Source organism: Nocardia sp. CDC159 (assembly GCF_023740735.1).
GTDB lineage: Bacteria > Actinomycetota > Actinomycetes > Mycobacteriales > Mycobacteriaceae > Nocardia > Nocardia pulmonis.
The window spans coordinates 150,044-171,321 of the sequence record NZ_JAMRXH010000003.1 but is presented as its reverse complement, the minus strand read 5'-3'; the positions used below and the strand labels follow the sequence as shown (position 1 = coordinate 171,321).

At 70.6% G+C, this 21,278-nt stretch carries 18 protein-coding genes; 11 read left to right on the top strand and 7 right to left on the bottom strand.

The features are described 5' to 3' along the window. Positions 1-57 precede the first annotated feature (57 nt). On the bottom strand, positions 58-1,626 hold the full coding sequence (gene crtI / locus NDR87_RS07700; RefSeq protein ID WP_251910423.1) for a phytoene desaturase family protein: 1,569 nt from the start codon (positions 1,624-1,626) through the stop codon (positions 58-60). A 177-nt stretch (positions 1,627-1,803) separates the two neighbouring features. After that, the gene (locus NDR87_RS07695) at positions 1,804-2,868 is read right to left on the bottom strand and encodes a polyprenyl synthetase family protein (protein ID WP_251910422.1); all 1,065 of its coding nucleotides are present in this window, start codon (positions 2,866-2,868) and stop codon (positions 1,804-1,806) included. Positions 2,869-3,064: 196 nt separating this feature from the next. Here NDR87_RS07695 and NDR87_RS07690 point away from each other — a divergent pair, with 196 nt between their 5' ends. Both NDR87_RS07690 and NDR87_RS07685 read left to right on the top strand, forming a co-directional pair. Next, entirely contained in the window at positions 3,065-4,063 is a 999-nt protein-coding gene (locus tag NDR87_RS07690) for a methylenetetrahydrofolate reductase (RefSeq protein ID WP_372494109.1), read from the top strand. A 98-nt stretch (positions 4,064-4,161) separates the two neighbouring features. Then, the gene (locus NDR87_RS07685; protein WP_251910421.1) at positions 4,162-4,872 is read left to right on the top strand and encodes a hypothetical protein; all 711 of its coding nucleotides are present in this window, start codon (positions 4,162-4,164) and stop codon (positions 4,870-4,872) included. On the opposite strand, the gene NDR87_RS07680 is transcribed toward NDR87_RS07685, so the two are convergent. The 5 genes from NDR87_RS07680 to NDR87_RS07660 form a co-directional block, all read right to left on the bottom strand. After that, positions 4,873-6,051 carry a glycosyltransferase family 2 protein gene (locus tag NDR87_RS07680; protein ID WP_251910420.1) on the bottom strand — a complete coding sequence of 393 codons (1,179 nt, stop codon included), beginning with the start codon at positions 6,049-6,051 and terminating at the stop codon, positions 4,873-4,875. A gap of 477 nt (positions 6,052-6,528) precedes the next feature. Beyond that, on the bottom strand, positions 6,529-7,221 hold the full coding sequence (locus NDR87_RS07675; RefSeq protein WP_308212063.1) for a DUF3153 domain-containing protein: 693 nt from the start codon (positions 7,219-7,221) through the stop codon (positions 6,529-6,531). A 36-nt stretch (positions 7,222-7,257) separates the two neighbouring features. Next, the gene (locus tag NDR87_RS07670) at positions 7,258-8,076 is read right to left on the bottom strand and encodes a carotenoid biosynthesis protein (RefSeq protein ID WP_372494108.1); all 819 of its coding nucleotides are present in this window, start codon (positions 8,074-8,076) and stop codon (positions 7,258-7,260) included. 223 nt (positions 8,077-8,299) lie between these two features. Then, on the bottom strand, positions 8,300-9,868 hold the full coding sequence (locus NDR87_RS07665; RefSeq protein WP_251910418.1) for an NAD(P)/FAD-dependent oxidoreductase: 1,569 nt from the start codon (positions 9,866-9,868) through the stop codon (positions 8,300-8,302). After that, entirely contained in the window at positions 9,865-10,491 is a 627-nt protein-coding gene (locus NDR87_RS07660) for an N-acetyltransferase (protein ID WP_251910416.1), read from the bottom strand. The genes NDR87_RS07665 and NDR87_RS07660 overlap by 4 nt, the downstream gene beginning before the upstream one ends. Positions 10,492-10,609: 118 nt before the next feature. On the opposite strand from NDR87_RS07660, the gene NDR87_RS07655 reads away from it, so the two are divergent. From NDR87_RS07655 to mraY, 9 genes are all read left to right on the top strand, one after another. Further along, positions 10,610-11,050 carry an SAV_6107 family HEPN domain-containing protein gene (locus NDR87_RS07655; RefSeq protein ID WP_251910415.1) on the top strand — a complete coding sequence of 147 codons (441 nt, stop codon included), beginning with the start codon at positions 10,610-10,612 and terminating at the stop codon, positions 11,048-11,050. Positions 11,051-11,175: 125 nt separating this feature from the next. Next, a complete protein-coding gene (locus NDR87_RS07650) occupies positions 11,176-11,592 on the top strand; it encodes a DUF3040 domain-containing protein (RefSeq protein ID WP_251910413.1) in 417 nt (138 codons plus the stop codon). A gap of 403 nt (positions 11,593-11,995) precedes the next feature. Beyond that, the gene (gene mraZ, locus NDR87_RS07645; RefSeq protein WP_251910412.1) at positions 11,996-12,427 is read left to right on the top strand and encodes a division/cell wall cluster transcriptional repressor MraZ; all 432 of its coding nucleotides are present in this window, start codon (positions 11,996-11,998) and stop codon (positions 12,425-12,427) included. 134 nt (positions 12,428-12,561) lie between these two features. Further along, on the top strand, positions 12,562-13,548 hold the full coding sequence (rsmH, locus tag NDR87_RS07640) for a 16S rRNA (cytosine(1402)-N(4))-methyltransferase RsmH (RefSeq protein ID WP_308212070.1): 987 nt from the start codon (positions 12,562-12,564) through the stop codon (positions 13,546-13,548). Between the two features lie 121 nt (positions 13,549-13,669). Further along, a complete protein-coding gene (locus NDR87_RS07635; protein ID WP_251910409.1) occupies positions 13,670-14,539 on the top strand; it encodes a hypothetical protein in 870 nt (289 codons plus the stop codon). 424 nt (positions 14,540-14,963) lie between these two features. Beyond that, positions 14,964-16,856, top strand: coding sequence for a peptidoglycan D,D-transpeptidase FtsI family protein (locus NDR87_RS07630; protein ID WP_372494107.1), 1,893 nt, complete (start codon positions 14,964-14,966; stop codon positions 16,854-16,856). 155 nt (positions 16,857-17,011) lie between these two features. Further along, the gene (locus NDR87_RS07625) at positions 17,012-18,601 is read left to right on the top strand and encodes a UDP-N-acetylmuramoyl-L-alanyl-D-glutamate--2,6-diaminopimelate ligase (RefSeq protein ID WP_251910408.1); all 1,590 of its coding nucleotides are present in this window, start codon (positions 17,012-17,014) and stop codon (positions 18,599-18,601) included. Beyond that, positions 18,598-20,205 (top strand): UDP-N-acetylmuramoyl-tripeptide--D-alanyl-D-alanine ligase, encoded by a 1,608-nt coding sequence (murF, locus tag NDR87_RS07620; RefSeq protein WP_251910407.1) that lies wholly within the window; start codon positions 18,598-18,600, stop codon positions 20,203-20,205. The genes NDR87_RS07625 and murF overlap by 4 nt, the downstream gene beginning before the upstream one ends. Beyond that, on the top strand, positions 20,202-21,278 hold the full coding sequence (gene mraY / locus NDR87_RS07615; RefSeq protein ID WP_251910406.1) for a phospho-N-acetylmuramoyl-pentapeptide-transferase: 1,077 nt from the start codon (positions 20,202-20,204) through the stop codon (positions 21,276-21,278). Before murF ends, mraY begins: the two co-directional genes overlap by 4 nt.

The following is a 21,278-nucleotide window of genomic DNA, read 5'->3' as shown; positions in this document are numbered from 1 at the left end:
TTCCCCCCGGAAAGTCGGTGCGGTCTCCCGACCGCGATTGATAGGTCGCCGGACAGTTTAGTAGTCCGCCGGGAACATTAGCGCGCCGGTTCGTCCGGGGAGCGTTCCGGTGGGCCGCGGGTCGCCGGTGATGCGCTGGGCGGCCAGCTTTCCCGACAGCAGCGTAGTCGGTACGCCGACGCCGGGTGTGGTGCCGCAGCCCGCCAGCACGACATTGGCGGCGGCGAGCGGCAGATTACGGGTGCGGAAGGGACCGGTCTGGCCGAACAGGTGCGCCGCCGAGAACGGTGTGCCCGCCAGCATGCCCCGGTCCCGCCATGTTCGAGGGGTGTCCAGGTGGTCGACGGTGAAACGCGCGGCGATCCCCCGATAACCGCGCGCCTCGAGCACCGCGAGCAGTTCGCGCAGATACGCCGGTCCGAGCCGAACCCAATCCAGCGGCGCCGCATCGAGATTCGGACAGGGGGCCAGCAGCGACAGGGGTTCGTGACGGCCGTCGGCACGGTCGACGAACAGCCCGGGATCGGTGAGCGCCGGGCGGGTGAGCAGTAGCGACGGATCGCTCATCAACCGGCCGCGACGGCCCGCGATCTCGGCGAACGTGCGATCCCAGGCGGCACCGAAGTCGATGGTGTGATGCGCCTGGACCGGCCAGGCGGCGGCCACCTCGGCCGGAATCGTGCCGTGCGCGACGACCGCCGAGGGGGCCGCGCGCAGCCGTCGCGGACGGACGCCGAAGCGCTCCAGCGCGCCGAGGTCGGCGGTGAGGACGACGGCATCGCAGTCGAAGGCCCGCCCGTCGGCGCAGCGCACCCGCCGCGCCCGGCCGCCGGTGTAGTCGATGCCGGTCGCCTCGGTGTTCAGCTCGAGCCGCCCGCCCGCGGCGACGAGGGCGCGGGCGAGGGTCGCGGTGACCTCGCGCATGCCGCCCTCGGGGAAGTACACGCCCAGTGAGGTGTCCATATGCGGAATGGCCCCGTACACCGCCAGCGCCTGTGCGGGGGCCAAACCCGCGAACAGCGCCTGGAAGGAGAACAGCCGCGCGAGCCTCGGCTCGCGCAGGAGGCGGCCCACCTTCGGCCCGAGGCGGCCGAATGCGCCCAGCCGCACCAGATCCGCCAGCGCCGCGCGCTTGGCCGGGATGCGGACCATATCCAGCGGCGAATCGAAGTTGGTGTCCATGAACTCGTCGAAGGCGGCTTCGTAGATGCGCCCCAACCACTTTCGCAGCTCGCGATAGCGCCCCGCCGCGGCGGGACCGCAGGCGCGCTCGACCTCCGCGGCCATTCGCTCGGGATCGGAGAACACCGCGATCGTGGAGCCGTCGGCGAAGCGGGCGCGGTAGCCGGGGTCGAGACGGCGGATGCGCAGGCCCTGGGTCCGCGCGTCGGTGCCGACCGCTCCCAACGCCTCGTCGATCAGATCGGGCACGGTGAGAATCGTCGCGCCGCAGTCGATTTCGTAGTCCGGTCCGCGATACACCCCTACTCGCCCGCCTGGGTGATCCGCGCGCTCGAGCACCGTCACGGCTCGTCCCGCCCCGGTCAGATGCAGTGCCGCCGACAGTCCGGCGAGACCCGCGCCGACCACGATGATGCGATCCGTCGGTCCGGCAACAGTTTTCATGACTCGACGGCTCCTATGCGGTCGGTGCCGAGTGGTTGGCCGGTGAGGTGCCGGCCCGTCCCGACGCGATAACGCGCGTCGGCCGGTGCACAGCGCGCCCGCCCCGGCGATGCGCCGCGCCGCCGCGATGCCGTCTCCCGTGACGCGGGCCCGGCCCGTGACCGGCTCGGGCGTCGTTCATGCGACGCGGGCGGTCGCCGCGACGGCCATGGCGTGCAGTCGACGCTTGGCCGGCTCGGCCGCCGAACTGCCCTCCAGGGCGGCCAGCCCGCGCTCGGTCAGATCGGTGATCCGCCGCTCGACCTCCGCGACCGCGCCCAGTTCGGTGATGACCGCGCGCAGCCCGGCCACCTCGTCCGTGCTGAGGTCGGTGCCGAGGCTGCTGCGAATCAGCTTGGCCGCGGTCGGATCGCTCGCGTCGGCCAGGCGCAGGGCCTCGGCGATCAGCACCGTGCGCTTGCCCTCGCGCAGATCGTCACCGGAGGGCTTGCCGGTGACCGCCGGATCGCCGAAGACGCCGAGCAGATCGTCGCGCAGCTGGAAGGCGATGCCGATGTCGGTGCCGAATTCGCGGTAGGCGGCGATGAGTTCCGCGTCCGCGTCGGCCAGCGCCGCGCCCAGGTGCAGCGGCCGCTCGATGGTGTAGGCGGCGGTCTTGTAGCGGTTGATGCGCAGCGCGGCCTCGACCGAATCGTCCGCGCCCGCCTCGCCGTGGATGTCGAGCAACTGCCCGCCCAGCACCTCGGTCCGCATGGCCGCCCAGACCGGGGCGAATCGGGCATATGCGGCGGGGTTCAGGCCCGCGGCCGCGACCATGTCGTCGGCCCAGGCCAGCGCCAGATCGCCGATCAGGATGGCGACGCTGGTCCCGAAATGCGCCGAATCGCCGCCCCAGCCGCGCTCGCGATGGCGGCGCTCGAAATCGACGTGCACCGTGGGGAATCCGCGCCGGGTGCGGGAGGAGTCGATGATGTCGTCGTGCACCAGCGCGCACGCCTGCACGAGCTCCAGCGCCGAGCACGCCTGCAGCACGGCGACGGCCTCGGGGCCGTCCGGATCGCCGCCCGCGCCCAGCCAGCCGGTCCAGGCGAAGGCCGGGCGGGTGCGCTTGCCGCCGCGCAGCACGAAATCCCGCAGCGCGTCGGCGGCGGTGACGAAGACCGGTCCGAGCTCGTCGACGAGTTCGCGGCGCGTGTCGAAGAATTCGGTCAGCGCGTCCCGCACCGCCGTGACGAGCGTCACGGTGTCCGTCGGTGCCGGACGTGTCGCACTACCCCGGCCTGCGGACAACGCGAACCTCCCAAGGTGACTCGGCCCATCGGGCACGCGAATGTGCCCGCTGAAACGATACTGCCGTAACCGACCGACCGAACCGCCGCCCGCCCGCCGGCAGGCCCGAGGCCGGGGGTCGTGCCGGGCCGCCAATTACACTGAACCGGTGAGTTCTGACAACGTACGGGGCCTGCCGAGCGCCGGTCGCCCCGCCCGGACGCCGCAGGTTTCCGGAACTCCGTCCGTCGTGGACGCGCTGCGCAGGCGCGCGGATGGGACCATCCCGTTCTCGGTGGAGTTCAATCCACCGCGCGATGCCGCGGCCGAGGCCCGATTGTGGCGCGCCGCACGCGAATTCGAGCGCATGCATCCGGCGTTCGTATCGATGACCTACGGCGCGGGCGGCTCCACCCGCGACCGCACGGCGCGGGTGACCGGACAGCTCGCCCGCGAGACCACGCTGCTGACTGTGGCCCACCTCACCGCCGTCGAGCAGAGCGTGGCCGAACTGCGCTCGATCATGGGTACCTACGCCGATTCCGGTATTCGCAACCTGCTGGTGCTGCGCGGCGATCCGCCCGGCGATCCGCTGGGGGAGTGGCGCAAACATCCCGAGGGCCTGGAATACGCCGAGGAACTGGTGCGGATGGTGCGCGGGCTCGGCGATTTCCACGTCGGCGTGGCGTCGTTCCCGCAGGGGCATCACCGCTCGCCCGACCTCGACCACGACACCCGCTATCTGTGCGCGAAACTGCGTGCGGGAGCGGAATATTCGATCACCCAGATGTTCTTCGACGTGGACCACTATCTGCGGTTGCGCGACCGGGTGGTGGCGTGCGATCCGGTCGAGGGCGCCAAGCCGATCATCCCGGAGCTGATGCCGATCACCTCGCTGCGCACGGTGGAGCGGGCCGAGGAGCTGTCGGGGCGGCCGCTGCCCGCGCCGCTGCTGGAGCGGCTGCATCGGGCGGCGGGCAACGATCCGGAGCGCAATCGCGAGGCGGTGCGGGCGGTCGGCATCGAGATCGCCACCGAGATCGGCCAGCGGCTGATCGATGAGGGCGCCCCGTGCCTGCACTTCATCACGCTCAATTTCGCCAAGGCCACCAGCGAGGTGCTGACCAACCTCGGCTATACGGTGTCCGCGGCCCCGGTCAGCGCCTGACTTCGGCGTTTCGTGCCGCGGTAGCGGCTTTTCGACGACCGGCCGGGGTAGCGTCACGTCGTCGCTGACGTCGAATGCCTCCGACGAGGAGAATGCCGATGGCCGTAACGCTTTCGCTCGTTCGTCTCGCCGCGGTCGTGGCCGGTGCGGCCGTGCTCACCGGAGCCTGGACCGGTCCCACCGCGGCCGCCGAACCCGATCCGGCCGCCGCCATCGCCCGGGCCGACCGGGCTTCGGTATCGCCCGACGTCTTCGCCGACTACGACGATTCGATGCAGCGGTTGCAGCGGCTGGGGTTGCAGCCGTTCCTGTGGCCGTCCATCTCGCCGATGTGCAGCGATTTCGATCCCGATTACGGCGGCATAGCGCCAGCCGTGGCGGGGGCGATTCCCGGACCGTGGCCCAAGCACACCATCGCGATTCCGGGGCTGGAGCTGTCGGGGGTCAAGGCCGGGCAGACCCTGTTCGCCTTCGTGCCGTTCGGCCTGTGGCCCGACGGCCCCGACACCTCGGGTATGCAGCTGGCCTGGCTCAACGTCAGTACGGGCAAGAGCGGTTTCGTCCCGATGGGCCCCCTGTCGGACCTGGTCAGAGTTCTGGTTCCACCCGAGGTCCCCGCATCCGCCCGGCCCCTGGCGGAATTGATCGTGCGCAACCTCATCACCCGGATGTTGCCCTTCGGCGGGGTGCGGGTGGCCCCGGTCGACACCGGCTCGGGGACCGTGCTGGCGGTGATGTTCGGCACCGTCCGCAATGGAGTGAAGACCTGTTTCTTCCTGCCGACGGTCGGGATCGTCAGCGTGCCGTGATCAACCCGCGCGTGCGGCGAGGGGGCGGCCCTTCCAGGTGAGTTGGCCCGCGCGGTGCAGGCGGTGGGAGCGGATGGACAGGCGCAGGTAGGCGGCGATCGACAGGGGATGGCCAAGGGCGGCAAGGAGATCGGCGGGAGCGGGCAGGCCGCCGGACTCCAGGGAGCGGGCGAGCAGGCGCGCGGTGACGGCGGCGGCGTAGCCCGCGAGGCCGATTCGGCGCAGGGCGCCGCGGCCGAGGAGTGCGGCCAGGGGCGGGGTCCAGTAGGCGAGGGCGGCGGTCGCGCCGACGGCCGCGCCCGCGGCGGCGGAGCCGTAGGCCGACCACAGCCAGCGGGTGTAGCCCGCGTCGAGATCCGCTGCGCTGCGGTACATCCGGGTACTCGCCACCTTTCCCGCGGCGACCAGTACGCTGCGGCGGCCCGCGCGGCGCAGCGCACGCGCCAGCGCGAGATCCTCGGTGACGTCCTCGGCCACCGCGACGTGGCCGCCCACCGCCCGGTAGGCCGCCGCATCGAAGGCCAGGAACTGCCCGCACGACACCGCCGTCGAGGGCCGCAGGCTGTGGTTGGTCAGGCGCACCGGCAGCGTCGTGGCCCACGACCAGCACAGCAGCGGCTGCACGATCGCCTCGGCCACCGATTCGGCCCGCTGATACGGCCACGGCGTCACCAGCGCCGCACCCGAGCGGCGCAGCTCGTCGACCGCCGCCGCGATCGCGCCCGGACCCAGACGCACATCGGCGTCCAGGAAGATCAACACTCCCCGCGGCGACTCCGAACCCGCTGTGACACCGGCGATCTCGGCCAACCGGGCGCAGGCCGCCGACTTACCGGTCCAGCCCGGCGCGGGTGCGGCCTCGGCGGTGATCACGGTGAACCGATCGTCACCCTCGACCGCCGCCACCGCGGCCTGATGCGTCCCGTCCTCCGATTGATCGTCCAGAATCAGCACCCGCATCCGCGGCACACCGCGCTGCGCCCGCAGATCCCCGATCAACGCGGGCAGCCGTTCGGCTTCGTCGCGCGCGGGCACACACACGGTCACCGGCTCGATCACCGAGGTTGCCACGGCCCCCAACTGCCGCACGGTCAACCGATTGAACGCCGCCACGACACACCCCGCCCCCGACACCACCGCGGCGGCGGCCACCACACCCCGAGCCGTAACCGTATCCATGCGAAGTCCAGCCTCCCACACCCAGTTACCGCCTGTCGCCCCCGACGCTACCGCGCCACCGAAGCCCTCAACACCCACGTTCCATCGCCCGCTCCCCGCCCGGCCACTCTCCCGTACCACTGCCCCAGGCCTGCTTTCGTTCCTTTGCCCGGGCGTGCTCGCGTTTCTGTGCTTCGGGCGCCCTCTAGTTCCCTGACCCCGGTGCCCCTCGTTCCCTTGGCCTAGCGCCCTCTCCCACTGTGCTCCGGGCGAGCTCTTGTTCTCTTGCTCCGGGCGAGCTCATGTTCCCCAGCCACGGGCATTCTCTTGTTCTCTTACTCTGGGTGCGCTCTTTTCTGTTGCCGCGGGCGTGCTCTTGCTCCCTCGGCCCCGGGCGCGCTCTCGTTCCATGCCGCGGGCATCCTCCTGTTCCCTTGCCCCGGCGCGCCAGCGCCGGGGCAAGGGCGAGGGGCCAGCGCCGGGGCAAGCGCGAGGGCGTCAGCCGTGGTCGCGGGTCCAGGGTGGGGCGGGGTTGCGGCTCATGTAGGCCAGCACGGCTACCAGGGCGGCGACCGCCAGCGTGATACCGCCGACGATGCCTGCCCAGCCCGCGAACGAGCGGGTGTTGGGGTCGGCGTAGCTGACCTCGGCGCGGACGGGGGTGACCTCGCCGGGCGGGAGCTTCCAGGAGACGATCGAATCGCCCTCGCGGGTGCCGTTGGTGGTGGATACGCGGGCGGGGAAGGCGACGGTGAACTGCACGTCCGAGCCCTGGGGCGGAACGGTTTTCAGGTCGACGCGACCCTTCAGGGCGACCCGATCACCGGAGCGGGTGAACTGCAGATTGAACATGCCCTGGGTCTGATCCGACAGCCCGCTCAGCTGCTGCACCTCGCCGAAGGTGAGATCGTCGAAGTACACCTGGCTGCCCACGTAACCGTCCTGGGCGTACGGCTCCACGCGCACCTTGGCCACCAGCGACTCCGGCGCCTTCAGCACCGGCCCCTTGTCCTTGTCGTTGGCCGGTACCGCGGCGGCCACGATCCGGCCCGACACGCGATCGTTGGACGACACCCCCATCGACACCTGCACCCGCAGGCACCCGGCCAGCAGCGGCAGCAGCAATGCCGCCAAAAAGGCGATGGACCAGGCGCGATGGCGGTTGCGACGCGGTGCCCTCGAATGGCTCACGTCGGTTGTCGATGGCGTCGGACTCGGCTGCACGGCTCACATCGTGCCATGACACGCCGAGCGAAGCCGCACGCGACGGGCCCGTCGGCCGATCCACGCCAGCGACGGGATACCGAGCACGCCGAGACCGACGAATCCGTAACCCGCGGAGGCGGGCAGGCCGAGGAATACGGCATGGGCGAACGTCGAACCGAGCCAGGTCCACAGGAACACCGCGACCGGTACGACCGGCGACGCGCCGCGGGCGGGCTGGGCATGCTCGAGCAGGTGCAGCAGCACGGCCATCAGCGACGCCACCGCGAGCCAGCCCAGGAAATTGGTATACGGAATCTCCGAGATCCCCGGCAGCCCCGGCAGATCCGAACACCACGACCACTGCCGATCGGCGACCATCTGCGGATCCAGGAACAGATCCCACCCCACCGCGCCCACCGCCGTCATCGCAATCCGCACGTACGCGCGGCGAAACAGCAACCCGGTCACCACCCACACCGGATACAACCCGCCCGCCCACGCCAGCGGGATCACCAGCGGGACCTCCGCCACGGCTGGACCGAGCCGACCCTCGGCGTACACGTAGCAGCCGAACGGAAATCCCGATGCGGTCCCGATCATCTCGGCGGCGAACCCGATTCCGGCCACGATCAGCAGATAGCCCACCGCGTAGCGCGGCCCCCGCTCGGCCAACGCATGCGTCAGCGCGATCGTCACCGAGAGCAACACCACCGCGACCGTCACCCGATCCCGCGCCGCGCCGACGGTCAGCGGGTAGCAGATCTGCGCCACGACCCACGCGAGCGCCGCGGCTGCGGGCAGCGTCGTCCTCGCCGAGCGAACGGCGGTAATCAACGCCACCCCTCCCGTGCGCACCATCCCGTAGTGCGCGCAGTGATGATCGACGCCGTTCGTACGAGTACGGGCCGTCTCCTCCTCACCGCCGCGGTATTGATCGCCCGCCTTTCCGGATCACGGGCCGTTCCGTCATCGCAGCCGTCCCGCAGCGTCAGCGGAATTCGGCATGCTCGTCCGCGGCGCTCGTTCGCCCATCGATTAGCGGCGGGGCGCCCACGCGGCCTCGTCATCGGCGCCCGAATCGCGGCAACCGACCGCGCCGCGAGTCGCGCAGCACCAGCCGCGCCGCCGTCCGCCCGCTCGCGCCCGACACGCCACCGCCGGGATGGGTGGACGCGCCGGTCAGATACAGTCCGGGCGCTCCCGGCACCCGCTGTCCCGACAGCTCCGGCAGCGGCCGCCAGAAGAACATCTGGTCCAGCGACATCTCCACATGCATCACATTGCCGCCCAGCAGGCCCAGTTCGCGCTCCAGATCGACCGGCGTCTGCACCAGTCGCTGCCGCACCGAGCCCGCGAAACCCGGTGCGAGCGCGTCCAATTCGGCGATGATCCGATCACCTTCCCGCTCCGCCTGCCCGGCCCAGTCGCCGTCGGCCAGTCGATAGGGGTGCCACTGCGCCCACAGCGACAGCTGATGCTCCCCGGCCGGAGCGATCGAGGGGTCCAGCGCACTGAAGCTCATGGCCAGCACCACCGGCCGGGGCGGCAGCTGCCCCGCCAGCGCCGCGCCGTGCGCCGACCACAGCTGCCGCCGATCCGATACCAGCAACTGCAGGCCCCTCGCCGAAATATCCTGCGCGGCACCGGGGTAGGCGGGCAGCGCGGTGGTGGCGGCGCGCACCACCATGCCGATACCGGGCCCGACCCGGATGCGTCGCCGCCACTCGTCGAGCAGGCGGGCGTCGAATCCGCCGCGCCGCAACAATTCCAGCGTGGTCAGGACGTGGGTCCCCGCGATCACCGTGTGCGCGAACAGTTCCCGGCCCGACTCGGTGCGCACCCGCCAGCCCGCATCCATGCGGCGCAGCTCGGTCACCGCGTCACCGGCCGAGATCACGCCGCCGTCGGCGCGCAGCCGGGCCGCTAGTGCCGTTGTCAGCGCCCCGCTGCCGCCGACCGCCCGCCCCGGCGGCAGCGTATGCATGAGCGCCGCGAAGCCGACCATCGGCGCGGTGCCGGGTTCGGACATCGGCGGCCCGGACTGCGCGCCGAACCAGGCCAGCGCCGCCTTGAGCCGCTCATCGTCGAAATACCCGTCCAGCAGCGCGTCCCCGGACTGGAGGAACTCCCGCGACAGCACGCTGCCGCCGCCGCGCGCGTCCAGCCCCCAGAACGAGCGCACGAATCGCCCCGGCCCGGGCGCCCCGGAAAACGCCCGCATCACCCGCTGCGCCCGCGGCCCCCACACCCGCACGAACCGCCGATACGCATCGGCATCGCGGGCGCCGCACGCGGCGGCGATCGAGGCGCAGGTGCGATCCAGATCGCGATGGAACACCAGGGGCGCGGCATCGCTGCCCGCCGGGGCGGGGGCGAAAGCCCAGGGATCGCAGTCTATATAGCGCAGCCCGAAGCGCTCCAGGTCGAGCTCCTCCACGATGCCGGTGTGGCGGACCATGATGTGCGCCGAGGAGCCGCGATCGACCCGATGTCCCGGAAAGCGCTCGACGGTCGACACCGCGCCACCGAGCACCTCGTCGCGCTCGAGCACCTCCACCCGCTCGCCCGCCCGCGCCAGATAACAGGCCGCGACCAGCGCGTTGTGGCCGGAACCGAGAATCAGCACGGTCATGATCGCGACGCGTCCAGCGGCAGCCGCCGACCCAGCACGGCGAAGCGGCGGGTGTCACCGGAGAACACGAAATGTCGCACCACATCGGTGAATCCCTGCCGCCGATACAGCCGCCAGGCCCGATTGTCCTCCCGGTCCACCTCGGGGGTGGACAGCAGCGCCGCCCGTTCGGGACGGTTGCGCAGCAGTCGCACCAGCAGCGTCTCGCCGATGCCGCGGCCCTGCGCGCTCGGATGCACGTGCAGTTCGGTGAGTTCGAAATAGTCCGACAGCAGATCCCGGGTCGAGTGCTCGGGCCAGCCGGAGCGGCGCATGCCGCTGTGCACCTGCTGATGCCACCACTGATGCGGCGCGCCGCGATAGCCGTAGGCGACCGCGACCAGCGGTGCGGTGCGCAGATCGAATTCCCCGCTGTCGTCGGGCAGTACGGCCCCGACGGCCTGCCAGCCCGGGCGGGTGGTGTGCTCGGTCCACATGGGGGCGCGGTGATGTTCGGTGCCGCGGGGATAGCCCATGGCCGCGACGTATACCGACAGGGCGTCGTGCAGGCGGGCGCGCAGAGTGGCGGCCGAGAGGTCGACGACGACGGGGGCGGGGGCGTGGTGGGGTCTGACGACGGTCATGTCTCGGCGGCGCGGCTCTCGTTCGACGCGAAAAAGTTGTCGGTGGTCCTCTCTATATTCACACCTGAACGACATTCGAATACCTGTTCGGTATGCGAGGGGTGTGGAGGTAACCGCCATGGCTGATCGGATGAAGCATCCGGGGCGTTCCGGGCGGGCCGGGAATTTGCTCGATCGTGCCGACGGTCTGCTGCTGCAGGCCGCGGCCGAGCCCGATCCGCGCGAACGTTTCCGTACCGCCTATCTGGCGGCGCTGCGGGGTGCGGGGGCTGTGCTGGCGCTCACGGGCGCCGACCGCGCGCCGCGGGCGCGTTCGCGCAACGCCTGGGTGCTGATGCAGCAGGCCGCGCCCGAATTCGTGATGTGGTCGGACTACTTCAGCGCCCACTCCGAGACCCGCGCGGCGCTGGAGGCGGGGCTCGATCGTCCGGTCGACGCCGCGCGGGCCGACGAGTTCGCTTCGCGCGTAGGGGCATTCCTGCACGACGTGGAGGATCTGGTCAGCGCGGCGGCCCGCCTGCGGCCGATCCCCGGGTGGGTTGCCGACGGCACGGCCTGAACATCGTGGAGTAGGTGGTAGCACGCTGATCGAACTCGTATCATTGGTGGCAGGTAGCCGCCAAGGTCGGCTACTAGTCGCCTACCCGGAGGCGACCACCACGACCTAGTGCCGGGGGAGGTACCGTGCCACTCTCCGAGCACGAGCAGCGCATGCTCGAACAGATCGAGAGCGCGCTCTATGCTGAGGACCCCAAATTCGCTTCGACCGTGCGCGGTGGACGGCTACGTTCGGCCAGCGGTAGACGCAGGCTGCAATCCGCGGCCCTGTTCGTCCTCGGCCTCGTACTTCTCGTCGCGGGTATCGCCCTGCCGGTGAAGCCGGGTGGGTTCCCAGTCATCAGCCTGCTCGGGTTCATCGTGATGTTCGGTGCGGGCGTGCTGCTGCTGATGGGTGGTCCGGCCGCGCCGGGGTCGGCCCGTCGCGGCGAGGCGGCCCCGGGCGGCGGCGCGACCGCCAGCCGCGGGAAGCAGCGCAAGTCGGGTGGATTCTCCGCCCGCATGGAGGACCGGTTCCGGCGTCGGTTCGAAGAGGGCGGCTGAACCACGCCCGTCGGCCGGGCGGGCGAACAAGATCGAATTCTAGGCGACACGCCGTGTGATGCACGGCGTGTCGTTCTGTTTTCGGGGCCCTTTCCGCCCCGCCCCAACACACCCCACATCTCCCCACGCGGTTCCCCCACCGGCCCCCACCGCGCACCCTGACCGGTCGTGTCCTGCGGGTTTGCTGGCGGTTGTCGGGTCGATAGCGGTGCCGGGGGTGCGTGTCGGGGGAACTCGGCGAAATCTCCCCACCCTGGTGATAGCTGGTGTGACCTGCGAAATCCGCCACGCGGGGATCGAGATCACCGCGGCTTTCGATTGAAAGTGGGGGAAAGTGGGGTAATGTGGAGCGCGCACTGAGGAGGCCGACCAGACGGGGTGATCGAGCGGGAGGTGTCGAGACGTGTTTCTCGGTACCTACACGCCCCGGCTGGACGACAAGGGGCGACTGACGTTGCCTGCGAAGTTTCGCGACGAGTTGGCGGGAGGGTTGATGGTCACGAAAGGTCAGGACCACAGCCTTTCCGTGTATCCCAAGGAGGAGTTCGCCGCCCTGGCGCGGCGGGCCGCCGCGGCGTCGCGAAGCAATCCGCAGGCAAGGGCTTTCGTCCGGGCCCTGGCCGCCTCCACGGACGAGCAGCGTCCGGACGCGCAGGGCCGGATCACGTTGTCGGCCGAACACCGCCGCTACGCGAACCTGTCGAAGGATTGCGTGGTGATCGGCTCGGTCGACTTCCTCGAGATTTGGGACAAGCAGGCGTGGGAGTCCTACCTCGCCGAACACGAGGAGGATTACTCGCTGGCCAGAGACGAGTCGCTGGGCGGAATCTTCTAGCCCCCGAGCGAGGCGAGTGCCCTGCGGCCTCTGCCCGACGGCGGACCCTGACGTACTTCCCCAACGCCAGGTGCCGTCGCTCGGTCAGAGACCACGGGGCATTCACCACCGACGTGAGAGTCCAATCGCCCAGGATCCGGGAGGTCGAGGTGAACCATGAAGACCCCGGCCCCCGCCATGTGCCAGTTCTGCTCCGGCGAGCCGATGAAATACTCGGCCCCGCACTGACTTCCGGCGGTGTGCTGGTCGATGCGACGCTGGGGCTCGGCGGACATGCCGAACATTTCCTGCGTACCTATCCGGATACCCGGCTGGTCGGTCTGGACCGCGATACCGAGGCGCTGAAACTGGCCGGTGCGCGGCTGGCGCCGTTCGCCGATCGGATCACCCTGGTGCACACCCGCTACGACGGCATCGCCGACGCGCTGCGCGAGGCCGAGCTGTCGCCGACGAATTCGGTGCGCGCGATCCTGATGGATCTAGGGGTGTCGTCGATGCAGTTGGACGAGGCCGAGCGCGGTTTCGCGTATTCGGTGGACGCGCCGCTGGATATGCGGATGGATCCAACGAGCGGCCTGACCGCGGCCGATGTGCTCAACACCTATGCGCACGGCGATCTGGCCCGGATTCTCAAGAACTATGGCGAGGAGCGTTTCGCCGGGCGCATCGCGAGCGCGATCGTCAAGCGCCGCGAGCGTCGACCGTTCACCACCAGCGGCGAATTGGTGGAGCTGCTCTACGACACCATCCCGGCGGCCACCCGGCGCACCGGCGGTCATCCGGCCAAGCGCACGTTCCAGGCGTTGCGCATCGAGGTCAACCGCGAGCTGGAATCGCTCGAGGCCGCGCTGCCCGCGGCGCTGGACGCGCTCGAGGTCGGCGGCAGGATCGTGGTGATGTCGTATCAGTCGCTGGAGGACAAGCTGGTCAAACAGCTGCTCGCGCAGCGGTCGGCCTCCCGGACCCCGGTCGGCCTGCCGGTCGAACTGCCCGGTATGGGCCCAGAATTCAAGATCTTGACCCGTGGCGCGGAAAAGGCGACCGAGGAGGAGATCGCCGAGAATCCGCGCGCCGCGCCCGTGCGCATGCGCGCGGCCGAGCGAATCGAGGCGGGCGAATGAGCGCGCGCGTCGAATCGGGAGTGGACACAGCCGTTTTCGCGGTAATGCCGGGGGCCGAGCGTCAGCGCGGTGGAGGCAGCGCCAGGGAAGCGGGGTCGGTGAGAGTAGGGGAGGCGAGACGATGAGCGTGCGCACACGGGTGGACGCCCCGGATCGGGGTGCGCGGCGGTCCGCGCCACCGGCCAAGGCCGCGCCGCGGCGGGCCGAATCCGCGGATCGGGTGAAATCCGGTGCGGCGCAACGGGCCTACGCCCGTCGGCGCAGCCGGACCCAGACGCGCGGTGAACTCGGGCCGCTGCCCGGCCGGGCCGCGTCGGCCATGGCCGGTCGGCTCCCGTTCGTGGCGGGCATCATCGCGCTGCTCGGTTGTGGTCTGGCCCTGACCCTGCTGCTCACCACCCGCGCCGCCGAGGACAGCTACCAACTCGGCGACGCCCGCCGCCTGAACCGTCAGCTCCTCGACGAGCGCGCCGCCCTGCAGCGCGAGGTCGAGGCCGCCGATTCGGCCCCCGAATTGGCCAATCGCGCACGCGAACTCGGCATGATCCCCGCCAAGGATCCGGTCCGCCTGCTCGTCGCCCCCGACGGCTCGGTCACGGTCATCGGCAAGGAGACCCCCGCCGAGGGCACCCCGGCCCCGCCGCTGAACACCGCCCCGGCATCCCCGGCCGCCCCGCCCCCGAAACTGGTTCAGGCCCAGGGCGAACGCGTGGTCCCGGTTCCGTCGACGACCCCGCCCAACCCCACCCAGAACGTCCCGCAGCCAAGCCTGAACGCCGCGGCCCCACCCGCCCCCGGTCAGGTTCCCGCCGCCGCGGCCCCGCAGCCCGCCGCGGGCCCCGCCCCATCCCCCGAATTATCCACCGGCGCAGCGACTCCCGGCGAAACCGCGGCCCCGCCAAGCCCCGCGTCCGCCCCCACCCCGCTCGACACGGTGACCCCGGCCCCCGGCCAGCCCGTACCCGACGCCGCCGCCGGAGCCGCCCGATGACGGCGAGCCGGTGCGGCATGTCGCAACCGCGACGAAAGGCCACGCCGGTGCCCACGGGCCGGTCCGCGAGCGCCGTCGGCCACGCGCCGGTCCCCGTCGATATTCGCTCGGCGTGGTCCGGCCCCGCGCGGCGGATCACCGGCACACGAAATTCCGAACGCGCGATGACCGGGTCGGCTCGTATCGGGCGGTGCGCGGCGGTGTTGGGTGCGATGGCAAGGAATGCGGCGAGTTTCTGTGCTGAGGAGAGGGATGCAGCCAGGTCCGCTGCCCAGGTGAGGGGTGCGGTGAGTTTCGGTGCCGAGGCGAGGGAGGCAGCGCGGTTCGGTGTCCGGGACAGGGGTGCTGCGAGGTTTGGTGCAGGGGTCACGAGTACAGCCGGGTTCGGTGCCCAGGTGTGGGATGTAGTTGGGGGCGGTTGGTGATGGCGGGGCGTGGTGGGGTGCAACAGCGGGGGCGGCGGGGGGCGACGGCAAGGCGGCCGCGGGTGCGGGGGAGGGCTCGGCGGCGGGGGGCCGAGGGGGTTCTGCGGTTCGGGGTGGGGCGGGTGGTGATGTTGGTGGCGCTGGTGGTGGTGGCGGCGCAGTTGTTGTGGATTCAGACGGTTTCCGCGCCGAGGTTGTCGGCGGAGGCCGCGAATCAGCGGACCGTGCGGCAGGCCGATCATGCGCTGCGGGGGGCGATCACGGATCGCAACGGCAAGCCGTTCGCCTTCAGCATCGCGACGAAGTCGCTGGGATTCCAGCCGGTGATCGTGCGCATACAGCTCGCGGAGGCGCGCGCCAAGAGCGCCAAGGCGCCCGATCCCGACGAGCGGTTACAGGCCATCGCCAAGACGATTCATCAGAAGCTCGGCAAGGACGGGCCGTCGGAGGCCGAGCTGCTGGCCAAGCTGCGCGGAGACGAGGGATTCGTCTATCTGGCGCGCAATGTGGACGCGCGGGTGGCCGGTGAGATTCGCGAGAAGTTCCCGGAGGTCGGCGCGGACGACGAGCCCTCGCGGGTGCATCCGGGCGGATCGCTGGCCGCCAATGTCATCGGGGCCACCGGCTGGGACGGGCACGGGCAGCTCGGGCTGGAGTCCACGCTCGACTCGGTGCTGGCCGGTACCGACGGCTCCCACACCTACGACAAGGGCTCCGACGGTGCGGTCATTCCGGGCAGCGAGCGCGATCGCCAGCCCGCCGTGGACGGCTCCCAGGTGGAACTGACCCTGGACGCCGACCTGCAGTACGAGGTTCAGCAGCAGGTGCAGCAGGCCAAGCAGGCCTCCGGCGCGGAGGACGTGTCGGCGGTGGTGCTCGACGCGCGCACCGCCCAGGTGCTGGCCATGGCCAACGACAACACCTTCAATCCCGATCTGGGACCCAAGCATTGGGATCCGAACCAGATGGGCAACCGCTCGGTCACCGACACCTTCGAACCCGGTTCGGTCAACAAGATCGTGACCGCCGCCGCGGCCCTCGAGTACGGCCTGACCAACCCGAACGAGGTGCTGCAGGTGCCGGGCAGCATTCACATGGGCGGAGTGAACGTCAGCGATGCGTGGCAGCACGGCACGGTGCCGTTCACCACGACCGGCATCTTCGGCCACTCCTCCAACGTCGGCACCCTCATGCTGGCCCAGCGGGTGGGCGAGGACCGCTACGCCGACATGCTGAGGCGATTCGGGCTCGGCCAGCGCACCGGCGTGGGCCTGCCCGGCGAGAGCGCGGGCATCGTGCCGCCCCGGGATCAGTGGTCCGGCTCCACCTTTGCCAATCTGCCCATCGGACAGGGCCTTTCGATGACCCTGCTGCAGATGACCGGTATGTACCAGGCGATCGCCAACGACGGCGTGCGCATTCCGCCGCGCATCGTCAAGGCCACCGTCGCGCCCAAGGACGGCCCGCGCACCGAGGAGCCGCAGCCCGAGGGGGTCCGGGTGGTCGGCCCGCAGACCGCCCGCACGCTGCGCACCATGTTCCAGTCGGTCACCCAGCGCGATCCGATGAATTCCGCCCAGACCGGCACCGGTCCCTCGGCCGCGGTCGAGGGCTACCAGATCGCCGGTAAGACCGGTACCGCCCAGCAGATCGACAAATCATGCCGTTGCTACTCCAACGATCGCTACTGGATCACCTTCGCCGGGATCGCGCCCGCGGACAATCCCCGCTACGTCATCGGCATCATGATGAACGCCCCGATCCGCAGCTCCGACGGCAGCGGCGGGCAGTCGGCCGCGCCGCTGTTCCACAGCATCGCGTCGTGGGCCCTGCAGCGCGATCGGGTGCCGCCCTCGCCGCCCGCTCCGCGCCTGGTGTTGCAGGCCGATTGAACGGGTGCGACCATCAGGCCCGATCGGTGCCGACGCGAATTCTCCGAGCCGCGTTGCCCGGCCGTGATCGGTCGTCGGTAACCTGACTCGTCGATCCGAATCCGATTTTGCCGGAACCGCTGAACCCGGAACCGTCGTCCATCGAAAGGAGCTTCGTGCCCGTGCAGCCCAGCCCGCAGGTGCTGCGTCCGGCCGTGCCGCCGACCACAGCCCTGCGGACCCTCGCCGAGCGCACGGGCATTCGCCCGAGCGCAGGCGAAATCGGCGACCTCGCCGTCACCGGTATCGAGCAGCGTTCCAATGCCGTGCAGCCCGGGGACCTGTTCGCCGGTCTGGCCGGGGCGCACGCGCACGGCGCGCGCTTCGCGCGCGATGCCGTCGAGCGGGGCGCGGTGGCCGTGCTCACCGACCCGGCCGGGGCGGAGCTGATCGGCGAGATCGATGTTCCGGTGCTGGTCCACGACGAACCGCGCGCGGTGCTGGGGGAGATCTCGGCGACCATCTACGGCGATCCGTCCGAGCGGCTGCGAGTGATCGGCATCACCGGTACCTCCGGTAAGACCACCACCTCCTATCTGATCGAGGCGGGCCTGGCGGCGGGCGGGCTGTCGACGGCACTGATCGGCACCATCGAGACCCGCATCGGCGGGCAGCGGGTGCCGAGCGCGCTGACCACGCCCGAGGCGCCGCAGTTGCACGCCATGTTCGCGCTCATGGTCGAGCGGGGCGTGCAGGCGGTGGTGATGGAGGTGTCCAGTCACGCGCTGGCGCTGGGCCGGGTGGACGGGGTGCGGTTCGCGGTCGGCGCGTTCACCAATCTCTCCCAGGACCATCTGGACTTCCACGCCGACTTCGAGGACTACTTCGCGGCCAAGCGGCGGCTGTTCGAACCGGAGTCGCCGGTCGCGGCGAGCACCAGCGTGGTGTGTATCGACAACCCCTGGGGTAAGCGCCTGGTTCGCGAGATCGGCGGGCGGACCTCCGTGATCACCGCGGCGACCAAGCCGAGCCCGACCGGTGAGGCCGAGCCCGACTGGTCGGTCGGCGAGGTCGCCTCGCTGCCGGGCGGCGGCCAGGAGTTCACCGCTACCGGGCCGGATGCGAAAGTCGATGTGCGCCTGCGGCTCCCGGGGGACTACAACGTCGCCAACGGGCTGCTCGCGGTGGCCGTATGCGCGGCGGCGGGGGTATCCGCCGAGACCGCGGCGGCCGCATTGGCCGAGGTCGATGTGCCGGGTCGGATGCAGCGGGTGGATCGCGGTCAGGATTTCCTGGCGGTGGTCGACTACGCGCACAAGCCGGAGGCCGTCGAATCGGTGATCGCCACGTTGCGCGCGCACCTGAAGGAGACGGGCGGTCGCTTGGCCGTGGTGGTGGGCGCCGGCGGTGACCGGGATTCCGGCAAGCGCCCGCTCATGGGTGCGGCCGCCGCGCGCGGCGCGGACCTGCTGATCATTACCGACGACAATCCGCGCAGCGAGGAACCGGCGGCCATCCGGGCGGCGGTGCGCGCGGGTGCGGAGGGCATCGCGGAGGCCGAGCGCGGCGAGGTCACCGAGATCGGCGATCGCGCCGCGGCCATCGCCGCCGCCGTCGACTGGGCCCAGTCCGGCGATGTGGTGCTGGTGGCGGGCAAGGGACACGAGACGGGGCAGGAGATAGCGGGTGTGAAGTATCCGTTCGACGACCGCGAGGTGCTGGCGGAGGCCCTCTCTCGGAAAACGAAGGACCTGACGGTTTCATGATCGAGATGACCCTGCGGGAGATCGCGGACGTCGTCGGCGGGACGCTGCACGATGTGCCCGACCCCGCGGTGACGGTGACCGGCGCGGTCGAATTCGATTCGCGCCGAATCGAACCCGGCGGCCTGTTCCTGGCCCTGCCGGGCGAACGAGTCGACGGCCACGACTTCGCCGCCGCGGCAGTCGCGGCGGGCGCGGTAGCGGTACTGGCCGCGCGGCCGGTGGGCGTGCCCGCGATCGTCGTCGAGCCGCTCCCCGGCGAAAAGCGTGCCGGGGAGTCGAGGGATGCGCGTGCCGGGGAGTCGAGGGATGCGCGTGCCGGGGAGTCGAGGGATGCGCGTGCCGGGGAGTCGAGGGGTGCGCGTGCTGGGGAGTCGAAAGACGCGCCCACCGGCACGGCGTATGCGCTGGCGCACGACGCGGATGGTTCGGGGGCGGCGGTGCTGGCCGCGCTGGGCAGACTGGCTCGGGTGGTGGTGGATCGGCTGGTGGCGGAGAACGGGCTGACCGTTGTCGGGATCACCGGGTCGTCGGGGAAGACCTCGACCAAGGATTTGTTGGCGGGCGTGCTGGCGCCGCTGGGATCGGTTGTGGCGCCGCCCGGTTCGTTCAACAACGAGATCGGGCATCCGTGGACTGCGTTGCGCGCGACCACCGAGACCAAGTTCCTGGTGCTCGAGTTGTCGGCGCGGGGGCACGGACATATCAAGGCGCTGACCGAGATCGCCCCGCCGAGGATCGGGGTGGTGCTCAATGTCGGGACGGCGCATCTGGGCGAGTTCGGCAGCCGAGAGGCGATCGCGCAGGCCAAGGGTGAACTGGTGGAGGCGCTTCCGGCGGATGGCGTCGCGGTGCTCAATGCCGACGACTCGAACGTCGTGGCGATGGCCGCGCGCACCGCGGCCCGGGTGGTGCGCGTCGGGCAGGCCGAGAGCGCCGAGGTACGGGCCACGGACGTCGTCCTCGACGAGGCCGCTCGCGCCCGATTCACCCTGTCGGCCAAGGGTTCCAGCGTCGAGGTGCGATTGGCCGTGCACGGCGAGCACCAGGTCGGCAACGCGTTGTCGGCGGCGGCGGTGGCGCTGGAATGCGGCGCGGATCTCGACACCGTCGCCCGCGCGCTATCCGGCGCGACTGTGGCCTCGGCGCACCGCATGGACGTGCGCACGCGCGCCGATGGCGTCACCGTGATCAACGATTCCTACAACGCCAACCCGGATTCCATGCGGGCCGCACTCAAGGCCCTGGTCACCATGTCCAAGGCGGGCGAGCGACCGCGGCGGAGCTGGGCGGTGCTCGGCGAAATGGCCGAGCTGGGCGAGGAATCGGTGGTCGAGCACGACCGCATCGGCCGACTCGCCGTGCGCCTGGACGTCGATCGGCTGGTCGTGGTCGGCACCGGCCGCCCCTCGCGCGGCATGCATCAGGGCGCGGTCCAGGAGGGCTCGTGGGGTGAGGAGTCGGTGCTCGTGCCCGATATCGAATCCGCGATCGCACTGCTGGACGACGAGCTCGCGGCGGGTGACGTGGTGCTGGTCAAGGCCTCGAACTCCGTCGGTCTGTGGGCGGTCGCGCAGCACCTGACCGAAACGGAGGCGGCCCGATGAGACAGATCCTGTTCGCCGCGGGCATCGCACTGGCGGTGTCGATCCTGTTGACCCCGTTGCTGATCCGCATGTTCGCCCGCCGCGGCTTCGGCCAGGAGATCCGCATCGACGGCCCGGAGAGCCACAAGGCCAAGCGCGGCACTCCGACCATGGGCGGCGTCGCCATCCTGATCGGCATGTGGGCCGGATACTGGGGTTCGCACCTGATCGGCATCGGCTATCGCGCCGAGGGCCCGACGACCTCGGCGCTGCTGGTGCTCGGCCTGGCCACCGCACTGGGCATGGTCGGCTTCGTCGACGACTTCATCAAGATCCGCAAACAGCGCAATCTGGGCCTCACGGCCGCGGGCAAATACATCGGCCAGCTGACCGCGGCGATCGTCTTCGGCGTGCTGGCGCTGCAGTTCCCGGGCGCGAGCGGGCGCACCCCGGCCAGCCGCCACCTGTCCTATGTCCGCGATATCAACACCGTGTCCATGGGCGTGATCATCTTTCTGGCCTTCGTCTGCCTGGTGGTGGTCGCCTGGTCGAACGCGGTGAATCTGACCGACGGACTCGACGGCCTGGCCGCCGGTTCGATGAGCCTGGTGCTGGGCGCCTACGTGATCATCACCTTCTGGCAGTACTACCACGCCTGCGAGGTCAAGGCCGAGGCGGGCTGCTACAACGTGCGCGATCCACTGGATCTGGCGCTGGTCTGCGCGGCGGGCGCGGCCGCGTGCATCGGATTCCTGTGGTGGAACGCGGCTCCCGCGAAGATCTTCATGGGTGACACCGGTTCACTGGCCCTCGGTGGCCTGATCGCCGGACTGTCCATCACCACCCGCACCGAACTGCTGATGGTCGTGATCGGCGCGCTGTTCGTCGCCGAGGCCGCATCGGTGGTGTTGCAGGTGGCGGTCTTCCGGACCACACGCAATCGATTGTTCAAGATGGCGCCCTTCCACCATCATTTCGAACTCAGCAAATGGGCCGAGACCACGGTCATCATTCGGTTCTGGTTGCTGGCCGGTATCGCCTCGGCGGTCGGACTGGGCTTGTTCTACAGCGAATACCTCTCTCAGGTCGGGTAA